Genomic DNA, 12,895 nt, shown 5'->3' with positions numbered 1-12,895 from the left:
CGCAAGATCAGCAGGCCGAGAGCTGTTGCTTCACGGTGCCGCTGACCTTGGCGAAGTCCATCTGGCCGGCGTAGCGGGTCTTCAGCTCCGCCATCACCTTGCCCATGTCCTTGATGCAGGTGGCGCCGATCTCGTCCACCACCGTCTTCACGGCGGCGGCCACCTCCGCCTCCGACATCTGCTTGGGCAGGAAGCCCTCGATGATGGTGATCTCCTCGCGCTCCTGCTCGGCCAGCTCCAGGCGGCCGCCCTGCTCGTACAGCTTGATCAACTCGCCGCGCTGCTTGATCATCGTCTGCAGCATGGAGAGGATCTCGGCCTCGTCGATGCCGTCGGTGACGCCGCGCGAGCGCGCCGCGATGTCCCGGTCCTTCAGCGCGGCCAGGATCAGGCGCACGGTCGAGACGGCGCGCTGGTTCTTGGCGAGCATCGCCTGCTTCAAAGCCTCGTTCAGGCGCGTGCGCAGCATTGCGTGTGTCCTTCGTGTTCGTCAGGTGTGTTCGTCAGGTCGAAACGATCAACGGCCGCTCGGCAGCATCCGCACCGTCCCCATCCGTGGGATGGCGCGGGAGACGCGGCGCGAACCGGCAATATTCCTAAATTTGCGCCGGATTGCCACGTCAATTCCGAAGGGCCGCCTCCAGCCTTCCAGCAGCCCCCAACCATCCCCCCAGCGGCCAAGCCCCACCGGTGAAGCACGGCGATTATGCAAACGCGCCGCTGGAAATCAGGGTACCAATCGTCATATACGGTTGACCGGCTCACCCGTCCCGACTAATCGATCCAGGCTCAGACACCCGAACCGCAAGGAACCGGGATGGCGGGGCACGGACCGACGACGACGCGTGCGCCCAGCGGGGCGGGACGCGGCGCCGACGTTCCGCGAAGCAGGAATATGTGGCCCGCGGCGGCTCTTGATAAGGTCTGAAGGATGGCTCAATCGACTCTCCCGGCGGGCGATGCCGGCGCTTACACCGGTGTCCTGGTTCTGGCCGACGGCACCGTCTTCAAGGGCCGAGGCATCGGTGCGGTGGGGGATTCGGTGGGCGAGGTGTGCTTCAACACCTCGATGACCGGCTATCAGGAAATCCTGACCGACCCCAGCTACGCCGGGCAGATCATCACCTTCACCTTCCCCCACATCGGCAACACCGGCGCCAACCCGGAGGACATCGAGACGGTGACCCCCGCCGCGCGCGGCCTGATCCTGCGCGCCGATGTCACCGACCCGTCGAACTGGCGCGCCACCCGCCATCTCGACGACTGGCTGAAGAGCTACGGGCTGGTCGGTCTGGCCGGGGTGGACACCCGCCGCCTGACCCGCCGCATCCGCGACCTGGGCGCGCCGAACGGCGTCGTCGCCCACGCGCCGGACGGCAAGTTCGACCTCGACGCGCTGGTTGCCAAGGCCAAGGGCTGGCCGGGGCTGGAGGGCATGGACCTCGCCAAGGATGTCTCCTGCCGCCAGACCTACGGCTGGGATGAGGGCGCCTGGACGCTCGGCGCCGGCTACGCCACGCAGGAGAGCCCGCGCTTCCACGTCGTGGCGATCGATTTCGGCGCCAAGCGCAACATCCTGCGCTGCCTCGCCGCGGCCGGCTGCAAGGTGACCGTGGTTCCGGGCACCGCCACGGTGGACGAGGTGATGCGCCACAAGCCGGACGGCGTCTTCCTGTCCAACGGCCCCGGCGACCCCGCGGCCACCGGCGAATACGCCGTGCCGACGATCAAGGGCCTGCTGGACACCGGCCTGCCGATGTTCGGCATCTGCCTGGGCCATCAGATGCTCTCGCTGGCGCTGGGCGCCAAGACGAAGAAGATGTCGCTGGGCCACCGCGGCGCCAACCATCCGGTCAAGGACCTGGCCTCCGGCCGCGTGGAGATCACCAGCCAGAACCACGGCTTCGTGGTGATGGAGGAGACCCTGCCGGCGGACGCCGAGGTGACCCACGTCAGCCTGTTCGACGGCACCAACGAGGGCATCCGGCTGAAGAACAAGCCGGTCTTCTCGGTGCAGTACCACCCCGAGGCCTCGCCCGGCCCGCAGGACAGCCACTATCTGTTCGACCGCTTCGTGGCGCTGATGGACGGCAAGCAGCCGGCCTGACGCCCGACGGACGCACCGACCGATGACGGAAAGGGAGCCGCTTGCGGCTCCTTTTTCTTTTCATGCACGCCATCCGCGCGGGACCTTCGCCCTCCCTGCCCTCTTCGCCGGCGCCAGCCCCAATCGATCGAATGAATTAGCCGGATTTCCACCCCCTTCGATAAAAACCCTGCTCCGTCAAAGGTGTGTCCTTTGCTGCCGGACTCTGCGATGGTTACGGGCGCGTCCATTGCTATGCATACCGGAGCATGACATCCCTTGCCTGTGCACGCTCAGGATGACAACGCACCCGCCCTGAACGACGGCGTGGCGGGCGATGATCAGCCCCAAGCCAGCGGCCTGTCGCTCCGCACCGGGCTGGTGCTGCTGGTCATGGCGGCGCTGCTGCCGATGCTGGGCTTCGCCGGCTGGACGGTCTTCCGCATGGCCGAGACGCAGAGCGCCGCGATTGAGCGATCCGGCCGGGATCTGGCGCGGACGCTGGCCGTCGCCGTGGACCGCGAACTCATGGCGATGGAGACGGCGCTCCAGGTTCTGACCACCTCCCCCCACCTGGAAAAGGGCGATCTCGCCGCCTTCCACCGGCAGGCGACCGAGGTGCTTCAGCACAAGGGCAGCCGGCGCGAGGGCGTCCACATCGTGCTGAGCAACGCCCAGGGCCAACAACTGATCAACACGCGCCGCCCGTTCGGCGAACCGCTTCCCCGTGCCGCGGTGACCGGCCTGATCCGGCGGACGGCGGACAGCGGCCAGACCCAGATCTCCGAAATCTTCACGGGCGCCGTCGCCCAGCGCCCCCTGGTCGCCGTCGCGCTGCCGATCACGCGGAACGGACCTTCGGAGCGCGTGCTGACCATGAGCATCCCGACCGAGACGTTCATCGAGGTGCTGCGCCAGCAGGGCCTCCCGGAGGGCTGGATCGCCGCCCTGTGGGACCGGCAGGGCGTCGTCATCACCCGCACCGCCTCGCACGACACCTTCACCGGCACGCCGATTTCGGCGGACGTGTTCCGCCGGACCGCCTCGACCAGTTTCGGCTCCTTCGACATCGTGGCGCGGGACGGCACGCCGCTGTTCAACGCCTTCGCCCGGTCGGAGCTGTCGGGCTGGACCGTCGCCGTCGGCGTCCCGCAGGCGCTGATCGCCGAGCCCATGCGCCGCTCGGTCACGCTGGTGTTGTGCGGCGGCGGCATCCTGCTGCTCGTCAGCTTGGCGATGGCGTTGGTGGTCGGGCGCCGCATCGCCGATCCGGTCGCCGCGCTGGCCGGCTCCGCCCTGGCGCTGGGGCGGGACGGCCCGCACGCCGCGCTGATGATGACCGCCCCCGCGCCGATCCGCGAGGTCAACGCGGTGGCCGGCGCGCTGAACCGGGCGGCCCGCCGCCTGCGCGACAGCGAGGCGCAGCAGCGGCTGGTCATGGAGGTGGTCGGGCTGGGCGTCTGGCGCTTCGACATGCGCAGCCGCCGGTTCCACGGCTCGGACCACACCGCGGCTCTCCTGGGCGTGCCGGTGCTCGACGGCGCCTCGGTCGAATCCTGGATTCGCAACGTCGCGGCGGACCACCGCAACGCCATCCGCGCCGCCCTCTTCCGCGACGACCCGTCGAAGGGCGAGTTGGAGGCGGAGTTTCCCGTGGGGTCCCCCGACGGGCAGGTGCGCTGGCTGGCCATGCGCGGGTCCTGCCTGACCGACCCGGACGGCACCACCCGCGCCGTCGGCATTCTGGAGGACGTGACGGAGCGGCGGCGCGCCCATGAGATGCAGCTGGGCGAGCTGGTGGACCGCCACGCCTCCGACCGCCGCCTGTTCGCCGCGATCATCGAAAGCTCCACCGACCTGATCGTCGCGGTGGACCAGGAGCTTCGCTACATCCTGTTCAACGGCGCCTACCAGCGGGAGGTCGAGGCGCTGTACGGCCACCGCCCGGCCATCGGCCAGAGCCTGCTGGAGATGATGGAGCATCTGCCCACCGCGCAGGTCACCACGGAATCCCTGTGGAGCCGCGCGCTCGGCGGGGAGCGTTTCACCATCGTGGAGGAGCTGGGCGACCCCACGTTGCAGCGCAAGCGTTACGAGCTGGCCTTCGGCACCATCCTGGATTCCAGCGGGCGGCGCATCGGCGCCTATCACGTCGCCCGCGACGTCGAGGAGCGGGAGCGCACGGGGCAAGCCCTGCGCGAGATCGAGGAGACGCTGCACCAAGCCCGCAAGATGGAGGCCATCGGCCAGCTCACCGGCGGCATCGCCCACGACTTCAACAACCTGCTCCAGGCCATCGGCACCTCGCTCTACCTGCTGCGCGCCGCGGGGGAAAGCGGCGGAGCCAGCCATCCTCAGGCCCTCGACATGGCGGAGAAGGCGGTGGAGCGGGGCGCCACCCTGACCCAGCATCTCCTGGCCTTCTCCCGCCGGCAGCGGCTGGAGCCCAAGACGGTCGACGTCGGCGCCCTGGTCACCGGCATGGGCGGGCTTCTGGAACGCACGCTGGGTGGGACCACGCGCATCGTGACGGAGACGGACCCCAGCCTGTGGCCGGCGCGGGTCGACCCGAACCAGCTCGAAATGGCCATCCTCAACCTCGCCATCAACGCGCGGGACGCCATGACGGCGGGCGGCACCCTGACCATCCGCACCGGCAATTGCCCGGACGACATGGAGGGACGGCCGCTCGACCTCGCCGCCGGGGACTGCGTGTCCATCGCCGTCGCCGACACCGGCAGCGGGATGAGCGAGGAGACGGCGGCCCGCGCCTTCGAGCCCTTCTTCACGACGAAGGGCGTCGGGCACGGCACCGGCTTGGGCCTGTCGATGGTGCACGGTCTGGCCGCGCAGTCCGGCGGGACGGTGGTCCTGACCACCCGTCTGGGCGCCGGTACGACGGTGACGCTCTATCTGCCGCGGGCCGACGCCGAGGGGGACGCCGCCCTGGACGCCGCGCTTCCCGCCGCCGTCCAGTCCCCGCCCCGCCCCGCCACCATCCTGCTGGTGGAGGACGAGGCGCTGGTTCGCATGGCCACCGCGACGGTTCTGGAACACGCCGGTTTCCGCATCATGGAGGCGTCCAGCGGCCCCGACGCGCTGGACGCCTTCGCCCGCGAACCGGAGGTGGACCTCGTGCTGACCGATTACGCGATGCCCGGCATGACGGGGTTGGAACTGGTGCGGGAGTTGCGCGCCCGGCGCCCCGGCCTGCCGGTCCTGATGGTCACCGGCTATGCGGAGATCCAGCGGGCCTCGGCGCTGGACGGGCTGCCCATCCTGCAAAAGCCCTATCAGGCCGACGAGCTGGTCGCCCGCATCCGCGCCGCCTTGCCTGCGGCGCCTCCCGGCTGACGGCCGCCGCCCACTCGGACGCTTCATGCCGCCGCCCGACCCGTCCCATCCGCCTTGCCCGCTCTGCGGCCGCCCGATGGTGCCCGGCCCCAGCCTGAACGAGCACCACCTGATCCCGCGCACCTACGGCGGACGGGACACCGTGACCATGCACCGCATCTGCCACGCCAAGATCCACGCGGTGCTGAGCGAGGCGGAACTGCGCGACCATTACCACACCATCGCCAGCCTGCGCGCCCACCCGGACATCGCCGCCTTCCTGCGCTGGGTGTCCCGCAAGCCGCCGGAGTTCATCGACCGCCACGCCTCCGGGCGCGGGCGCCGTCGGTGACGAAATCCCTCTCCCGCCTCGGGAGAGGGTGGCCCGAAGGGCCGGGTGAGGGTCGTCCAAGGATCAGAGCGCGGATTCTTGGCAGTACCCTCACCCTCCCACCGCTTCGCGGCGGGCCCCTCCCTCTCCCGGGACGGGAGAGGGGAGTCTTTACACGCGCCCGAGGTAGCGGTTGATCTCACCGTTGCAGGACTGGCTGATGCGCTCGTACTCGGCCGGGGTGTCGATGCGGGCTTGGCGCGCGTTGCGCTCGCGCCCGAACTCCTCCATCAACTGGCGCATCGCCGCCTTGATCGGCTGCTCGATCGCCGCCATGACCTGCCGCTCGGAGCGGCCCTGGGCCGGGCGGGCGCGGCCGACCACATCCTCCAACCGGCGCTTCAGGACCGGCACATACTCGCGCAGAAGCTGCTCATCCACCGTGACATGGCGCATCTCGTGGGCCAGGACTTCGCCATGGATGCAACTGCCCTGCGGCAGCTCGCGGGCGACATAGACGGTCCGCTCGTCGTAGCCGAAGGTGACGGTCAAAGTCTGGGCCGCGCCGCAATAGCGGCCCTGCCCCAGCGACGCCGTCATGACGCCGGCCTGCCATTGCTGATTGTACTGGATGGCCGCCAGCCCCAGCGTGTGGGAATTGGCGGTCCGCCCCGCGACGGGCCGCCGCCCCGGCTTCTGGGCCAGCTGCCGGATCGACTGGCTGTAGTCGGTGCGCAGCGGGGCGATCTGCAGATCGAGGACCACGCGGGCCGGCGCGAAGTCCGGACAGGTGGCGACCCCGCCCTCAGCGGTCACGGTCTGTGCGGCCGCGGGCGCGGAAACGCCAAGCCCTCCCCCACCCAGGCAAAGGAGCGTCAGGAGGCCGGCGCGCAGACGCGGTCGAAACGGGCGGAGGGTCATTCCGCCTATGTCGGTGCGGCCCCTGCCATGGGCAAGGGCCGCAACGTCTCAGCGCTTGCCCGGGTAGAGGAAGCGGGCCTTCAGCGTGCCTTCGATGGCGCGCAGGTCGCTCGCCACCTCGTTCTCGTCCACGTCGCCGTCGACATCCACCACGACGTAGCCCAGCTCCGGGTCGGTCTGGAGATACTGCGCGGCGATGTTCAGGTTGCGGCCCGAGAACACCTCGTTGATCTTGCGCAGCACGCCCGGACGGTTCTCGTGGACGTGCAGGAAGCGGGTGCTGCCGGCGTGGACGACCGGCAGGCCGACCTGCGGGAAGTTCACGGCGCCCATGGTCGAGCCGTTGTCCGAATACTCGATCAGCTTCTGCGACACCTCGGTGCCGATGTTGGCCTGAGCCTCCATCGTCGAGCCGCCGATGTGCGGCGTCAGGATGACGTTGTCGAGCCCGCGCAGCGCGCTCTCGAACACCTCCTTGTCGCCGCCCGGCTCCTTCGGGAACACGTCGATGGCCGCGCCCAGCAGATGCTTGTCCCTCAGGGCGGCGGCCAGCGCCTCGATCACCACGACCTTGCCGCGGGCGGCGTTGATCAGGTGGGCGCCCTTCTTCATGGCGCGGATCTGCGCCTCGCCGATCATGTCGCGGGTCTGCGGCGTGTCGGGGACGTGCAGCGTCACCACGTCGGACACCGCCAGCAGCTCCTCCAGCGAGTGGCAGGGCTGCGCGTTGCCGAGCGCCAGCTTGTTCACGACGTCGTAGTAGCGGACCTTCATGCCCATCGACTCGGCCATGATCGACACCTGCGTGCCGATGTGGCCGTAGCCGACGATGCCCAGCGTCTTGCCGCGGATTTCGTAGCTGTCCTTGGCCGACTTCATCCAGCCACCGCCGTGCACGAGGGTCGACTTCGAGAAGATGCCGCGCATCAGCATGATGACCTCGCCGATCACCAGCTCCGCCACCGACCGGGTGTTCGAATAGGGCGCGTTGAAGACCGGGATGCCGAGTCGGCGCGCGGCCTTCAGATCGACCTGATTCGTGCCGATGCAGAAGCAGCCGACGCTGAACAGACGGGTCGCGGCCTCCAACACCTTGGCGGTCAGATGGGTGCGCGAGCGGATGCCCAGCATGTGGACGGACCCGATGCGCTCCAGCAGCTCCGATTCGTCCAGCGCGTGCGGCAGACGCTCCACGGTGGCGTAGCCGCCATGCGCCAACTCGTTGATGGCGTTGTCGTGAACGCCTTCGAGCAGCAGGATGTTGATCTTGTCCTTGGAGAGCGAGAGCTTCGTCACGGCCGGAATCCGTCGAAATGAATGGCCCCGCACGCGGCGGGCCGCCAATAATGCGAGCGCGCAAGGTAATGCCAAGCGCCGGCCTTGTCACGCGAGGGATGTTGCGCTGCCGCCGCCATTCCGCATGGCGGGTTGGCGCCGCACGCGGAGCGGGTGTATTCGTGCCACAGGCAAAGCCATGGCTGGGAAGAGCGAGGGAAACACCGGGATGAGCGACGTCACCATCTACCACAACCCGCGCTGCACCAAGTCGCGCCAGACGCTGGAGCTTCTGAGGTCCAGGGGCGTCGAACCCACCGTCGTCGAGTATCTGAAGACCCCGCCCGCCCCGGCCGAGCTGAAGGCCATCCTGGCCAAGCTGGGCAAGGGTCCCCGCGACATCCTGCGCGCCAAGGAGGCGGCGGAGGCCGGGATCGCCAAGGATCTCGACGGCGACGCCCTGATCGACGCATTGTCCGCCAATCCCGCCGCCATCGAGCGGCCCATCGTCGTCACGGGCGACAAGGCCCGCGTGGGCCGTCCGCCGGAAAGCGTTCTGGAGATCCTGTAAGTGACCAAGCCCTCCCTGGACCTCACCCCCGCCGACGCGGCGACCGAGCTGCGCACCGTCCGCGACCTGATCCGCTACGGTGTCAGCCGCTTCAACGAGGCCGACCTGGACTACGGCCACGGCACCACCAACGCCCATGACGAGGCGGTGTTCATGGTGCTGGAAGGGCTGAGCCTGCCCATCGACCAGCTCGACCCCTATGTGGACGCCCGGCTGACCCTGGCGGAGCGCCGCAAGGTCGCCGACCTGCTGCACGCCCGCGTGGAGACGCGCAAGCCGGCCTCCTACCTGCTGAACAAGGCCTACATCCAGGGCATCCCCTTCTATGTGGACGAGCGGGTGATCGTCCCGCGCTCCTACATTGGGGAAATCCTGTTCTCGGACCTGATCGGCGGCGACGACTTCACGCTGGTGGAGGACCCGACGGAGGTCGAGCGGGTGCTCGACCTGTGCACCGGCTCGGGCTGCCTCGCCATCCTGGCCGCGCAGATCTTCCCGGAGGCCCAGGTGGACGCGGTGGACCTGTCCGCCGACGCGCTGGAGGTGGCCAAGCGCAACGTCGCCGACAGCGGGTTCGAGGACCGCATCGCCCTGCACCACGGCGATCTGTTCGCGCCGCTGAAGAACCGCAAGTACGACGTCATCATCACCAACCCGCCCTATGTGGACGCCGAGGCGATGGCCAACCTGCCGCCGGAGTTCCGCCACGAGCCGCAGATGGCCCTGGCGTCGGGCGAGGACGGGCTGGACATCGTGCGCCGCATCCTCAAGGAGGCGCCCAAGCACCTGACGCCGGAAGGCGGCCTGCTCTGCGAGTTCGGCACCGGCCGTGAAATCCTGGAGGCCGAGTACCCGGACCTCGACTTCTTCTGGGTCGAGACCGCCAACAGCTTCGGCGAGGTCTTCTGGCTGACCCGCGACCAGCTGAAGGCGGGCAAGTAACCGGACCGCTGATCAGACCGGGCTCAGACCGGACGCCGGAGCAGCACGCTTCCCCCCTGGTGCGGCAGCCGCTCGTGCCAGGGGATGTCGGCGCGGCCGATCTCGGCGAAGCCTTCCTTGGCATAGAGTTGGCGGGCGTCGGCGTTGTCGGCCCAGACATGCAGCGTCACCCGGTCGAACCGGCCGCGGCGCGCCCGTTCATAGACCCAGGCGAGAAGCCGGGAGGCGATGCCGCGTCGGCGCCACGCCGGATCGACGGCCAGCGCCGACAGGAAGTAGCTGCCCCAGTCGTGCACCCGGTTGAAATCCTCCATGTGGGCCAGCCGGTCGACGGGCAGCCCGGTGTAGTCCTGGGTCTTGATCCAGTCCACGGGATAGGCGTGGACGATCCCGACGATGCGTCCCGCCGCCTCCGCCACGCCCGAATGGCGGTGGGAAAAGGACCCAGACGTGCCCGCGAGACCCGGCACCAGCATCTCCGCCGCCGTCTGGCCGGGCACCAGCCCGTCGAGCAGGAACTCGTAGATGCCGCCACCGGCCATGTCGATGAGCCGCGCCAGCTCCGGCGCGTCGTCCGGCTCGGCCGGGCGGATGTGGATGCCGTTGTCGTTCATATCCCGCGTTTCCTGTCGGATGGAATTTATTGGTTGCCGCCGCCTATATCCCCACTGCCCTCAGAGGAGAGGGTTAATGAGCTTCACTCCCCGACTCCATTGACCATGGCCGCCCGTCGCCCTATCCTGACGCCCATGATGGACCGTCACCTTACCCTGGGTCTGCGAATTAGCAGCCCGGTTCTCCTGTGAGAGCCGGGGTTTTCGCACGTCTGCAGGTCTGAACCTGCACTCATCGACTCAAGACCAAGGTAAGAGCGACCCATGTCAACCGTCACGTTGCCCACCGTCACGCTGGCGGCGCCCGCCGCTGAATCCCGTCCGACCGATCCGAACCGTCTCGTCCGCTTCGCCGTGCAGGCCGATGCCGATCCCGGCACTCTGCCCCGCGTGCTGGAGCTGTTCGCCAAGCGCGGCCTCGTCCCGCTGTCGCTGAACAGCCGCCTGCTGGGCGAGACGCTGACCGTGGAGGTCGAAATGACCGGCATGGTCGCCGCGGAATCGAACCATGTCGGCAATTGCCTGCGCCAGATCCCGATGGTCCTGACGGTCGCCGTGACCGAACGGACCGTGCCGCTGGACCTGCCCGCCGCCGCCGAGTGACGGCGACGGCGGGCGACCGGCGTCAGTCGGACGAGGGCGTCCTGGTCTTTTCAGACACCATCTCAGGCGACGGGGGCGGCGCGTCCGAAGCGGCGACGACAGCCTCCTCCGCCGGGGGCTCCTCCGTCTCCTTCATCAGCTGGGCGGCCTGCTGCAGCTTGCGGAACTGTGCCACCGAGAAGGGCAGGCTCGCCAGATAGGCCAGCCCGAGGAAGGCCAGCGTCCACCAGGGCTGGCTGACCAGCGAGGCAGCGAGCAGCCCGACGCCGACCAGACCCGGCACCACATACTGGGTCGGCACCCGCATGCCCTTGAAGGAGAAGGTGGGCAGCGTGCTGACCATCAGCCCGCCCATCGCCAGCGTCCAGGGCACGACGACGGCCGGGTGGCCGGCGATGTCCGGCCCGGCCTCGAAGCCGATGACCATGGGCAGGATGGCCAGACCGGCGCCCGCCGGGGCGGGAACGCCGGTGAAGTAGTTGAAGGCCCAGGGCGGCAGGTCGACGTCCAGGCGGGAGTTGAAGCGGGCCAGCCGCAGCGCCGCGCAGACCGCGTAGGCCATGGCGGCGATCCAGCCCAGGCTGCCGGCGCCGTTCAGCGCCCACAGATACATCATGAAGGCGGGGGCCACGCCGAAGCTGATGACGTCGGACAGGCTGTCCAGCTCCGCGCCGAACTTGCTCTGCCCGTTCAGCAGGCGGGCGATCCGCCCGTCCAGCGCGTCGAAGATCGCCGCGATGACGATGCAGACGACCGCCTGCTCCCACCGCTCGTGCATGGCGAAGCGGATGGCCGTCAGGCCGGAGCACAGCGCCAGCACCGTCAGCACGTTGGGCAGAAGATGGTTGATCGACAACCCCTTCAGCCGCGGATGCGGGCGGCGCGCCCGGCGCTTGCGGAACACTGCCGGCTTGAAGACCGGTCGCTTCATCGGCGGACATCCCCCTGCCGTTGCGGTTCGGTGGCGGTCAGGTCGGCCAGCACGGTCTCGCCGCCGATCGCCGTCTGCCCGACGCAGACCAGCGGAACCACGCCGTCCGGCAGATAGACGTCGGTGCGGCTGCCGAATCGGATCAGGCCGAACCGCTCGCCCGCCTTGACCTCCTGGCCGGCCTTCACCCAGTAGAGGATGCGGCGGGCGACGAGGCCGGCGATCTGCACATAGGCAATCTCACGCCCGTCGGGAAGACGGTGGCGGAAGGCGGCGCGCTCGTTCTCCTCGCTGGCCTTGTCCAGCGCGGCGTTCACGAAGGTGCCCTTGTGATACTCCGCCGCGACCACCGTGCCGTCCGCCGGCACGCGGTTGACGTGCACGTTGAAGACGTTGAGGAAGATGCTGACGCGGGTCAGCGGCTTGTCGCCCATGCCCAGCTCCGGCGGCGGAACCGCGGGAACGATCATGGTCACGCGCCCGTCGGCGGGGCTGACCAGCAGGCCGGGGCGCGTCGGCGTCACGCGATCGGGATCGCGGAAGAAATACACGCACCACAGGGTGAGCACGAGACCCAGCCAGCCCAGCGGCTTCGCCACGGCAAGCCCGAGAATCAGGGAGACCACGGCGAAGGCGGCAATGAAGGGCCAGCCGGCGCGGTGGATCGGAACGACTACGGTATTGAGGGCGGACATCGCCGGTTACTTCAGCCTCGGATCGTTGGAGCGGCGCATTCTAGACAGCATCCCCCGCCCTTTACAGAATTTTAGCAGGGAAGGTGGAGAGTGACGCCACCGACACCACAGGAATGAGCGAGCCCCCGTGTCCGTTCCCGCCGCCCGCCTTCAGGCCATGCCGTCGCTCGCGCAGGTCTCGCAGACCGCCCTGCCCTTCAGCCCCGACACCTTCGTGATGACTCCCGAGGGCGTGCTGGGCATCGCCCAGCCGCCGCGCCCGGCGCGGCTGCACTTCATGGCCGACGGGCTGCCCTTCAGCATCGCCGTCGGCTTCGACGGGGAAAAGTCGCGCTCGCAGGTGTGGGCGGAGATCGGCCACATCCCCTACACCGCCCAGTCGCCGGAACGGCGGCGCCAGCTCCTGGCGATCCTGCGCGGCATCCAGGACCGCCGGGGAACCCGCTTCCTCGTCCAGGAGGGCCAGAAGATCCTGCTGTTCTCCGAAGCCGAGTTCGAGGGGCAGGCGACTCCGGAGGATCTGATCCACCAGACGGTGGTCGCGCTCCAGCAGGCGCGCCCCTTCCTACGCCTGCTCGCCCCTTACCTGTAAA

The 12,895-nt window shown here is 69.0% G+C and carries 13 protein-coding genes; 7 read left to right on the top strand and 6 right to left on the bottom strand.

Features of this window, described 5'->3' with window-relative positions; genetic code table 11:
- Positions 1 to 7: 7 nt before the first annotated feature.
- Positions 8 to 469 (bottom strand): GatB/YqeY domain-containing protein, encoded by a 462-nt coding sequence (locus ACWPN7_RS23050; RefSeq protein WP_492273451.1) that lies wholly within the window; start codon positions 467 to 469, stop codon positions 8 to 10.
- A gap of 462 nt (positions 470 to 931) precedes the next feature.
- Between ACWPN7_RS23050 and carA the strand changes: the two genes are divergently transcribed.
- The 3 genes from carA to ACWPN7_RS23035 all read left to right on the top strand — a co-directional run bounded on the left by carA (position 932) and on the right by ACWPN7_RS23035 (position 5,771).
- Positions 932 to 2,107 carry a glutamine-hydrolyzing carbamoyl-phosphate synthase small subunit gene (gene carA, locus ACWPN7_RS23045; protein ID WP_459196444.1) on the top strand — a complete coding sequence of 392 codons (1,176 nt, stop codon included), beginning with the start codon at positions 932 to 934 and terminating at the stop codon, positions 2,105 to 2,107.
- A 264-nt stretch (positions 2,108 to 2,371) separates the two neighbouring features.
- The gene (locus ACWPN7_RS23040) at positions 2,372 to 5,440 is read left to right on the top strand and encodes a response regulator (protein WP_459196613.1); all 3,069 of its coding nucleotides are present in this window, start codon (positions 2,372 to 2,374) and stop codon (positions 5,438 to 5,440) included.
- A gap of 25 nt (positions 5,441 to 5,465) precedes the next feature.
- On the top strand, positions 5,466 to 5,771 hold the full coding sequence (locus ACWPN7_RS23035; protein WP_247875140.1) for an HNH endonuclease: 306 nt from the start codon (positions 5,466 to 5,468) through the stop codon (positions 5,769 to 5,771).
- 150 nt (positions 5,772 to 5,921) lie between these two features.
- Here the strand turns inward: ACWPN7_RS23035 and ACWPN7_RS23030 are convergent, their stop codons facing one another.
- On the bottom strand, positions 5,922 to 6,566 hold the full coding sequence (locus ACWPN7_RS23030; RefSeq protein ID WP_492273450.1) for a hypothetical protein: 645 nt from the start codon (positions 6,564 to 6,566) through the stop codon (positions 5,922 to 5,924).
- Positions 6,567 to 6,719: 153 nt separating this feature from the next.
- Positions 6,720 to 7,967: a phosphoglycerate dehydrogenase gene (gene serA / locus ACWPN7_RS23025; RefSeq protein WP_038526960.1), complete on the bottom strand. Its 1,248-nt coding sequence runs from the start codon at positions 7,965 to 7,967 to the stop codon at positions 6,720 to 6,722.
- Between the two features lie 208 nt (positions 7,968 to 8,175).
- Here serA and arsC point away from each other — a divergent pair, with 208 nt between their 5' ends.
- Together arsC and prmB are read left to right on the top strand one after the other, a co-directional pair.
- Positions 8,176 to 8,517: an arsenate reductase (glutaredoxin) gene (gene arsC / locus ACWPN7_RS23020; RefSeq protein WP_038526958.1), complete on the top strand. Its 342-nt coding sequence runs from the start codon at positions 8,176 to 8,178 to the stop codon at positions 8,515 to 8,517.
- The gene (prmB, locus tag ACWPN7_RS23015; RefSeq protein ID WP_200775867.1) at positions 8,518 to 9,459 is read left to right on the top strand and encodes a 50S ribosomal protein L3 N(5)-glutamine methyltransferase; all 942 of its coding nucleotides are present in this window, start codon (positions 8,518 to 8,520) and stop codon (positions 9,457 to 9,459) included. It begins immediately after the preceding gene.
- Positions 9,460 to 9,482: 23 nt separating this feature from the next.
- On the opposite strand, the gene ACWPN7_RS23010 is transcribed toward prmB, so the two are convergent.
- Positions 9,483 to 10,073 (bottom strand): GNAT family N-acetyltransferase, encoded by a 591-nt coding sequence (locus ACWPN7_RS23010; RefSeq protein WP_038526955.1) that lies wholly within the window; start codon positions 10,071 to 10,073, stop codon positions 9,483 to 9,485.
- 264 nt (positions 10,074 to 10,337) lie between these two features.
- Here ACWPN7_RS23010 and ACWPN7_RS23005 point away from each other — a divergent pair, with 264 nt between their 5' ends.
- A complete protein-coding gene (locus tag ACWPN7_RS23005; protein ID WP_014240932.1) occupies positions 10,338 to 10,676 on the top strand; it encodes an ACT-like domain-containing protein in 339 nt (112 codons plus the stop codon).
- Between the two features lie 22 nt (positions 10,677 to 10,698).
- Here ACWPN7_RS23005 and pssA read toward each other — a convergent pair whose 3' ends face one another.
- Complete coding sequence (gene pssA, locus ACWPN7_RS23000; RefSeq protein ID WP_014240933.1) at positions 10,699 to 11,607, bottom strand: CDP-diacylglycerol--serine O-phosphatidyltransferase; 909 nt, start codon at positions 11,605 to 11,607, stop codon at positions 10,699 to 10,701.
- Positions 11,604 to 12,302 carry a phosphatidylserine decarboxylase gene (locus tag ACWPN7_RS22995; RefSeq protein ID WP_014240934.1) on the bottom strand — a complete coding sequence of 233 codons (699 nt, stop codon included), beginning with the start codon at positions 12,300 to 12,302 and terminating at the stop codon, positions 11,604 to 11,606. The genes pssA and ACWPN7_RS22995 overlap by 4 nt, the downstream gene beginning before the upstream one ends.
- Positions 12,303 to 12,429: 127 nt before the next feature.
- Here ACWPN7_RS22995 and ACWPN7_RS22990 point away from each other — a divergent pair, with 127 nt between their 5' ends.
- Positions 12,430 to 12,894 carry a hypothetical protein gene (locus ACWPN7_RS22990; RefSeq protein WP_014240935.1) on the top strand — a complete coding sequence of 155 codons (465 nt, stop codon included), beginning with the start codon at positions 12,430 to 12,432 and terminating at the stop codon, positions 12,892 to 12,894.
- The last annotated feature ends 1 nt before the right edge of the window (position 12,895 follow it).

Source organism: Azospirillum sp. UENF 312511, from assembly GCF_058780635.1.
This window is presented reverse-complemented; position numbering and strand designations above follow the sequence as displayed.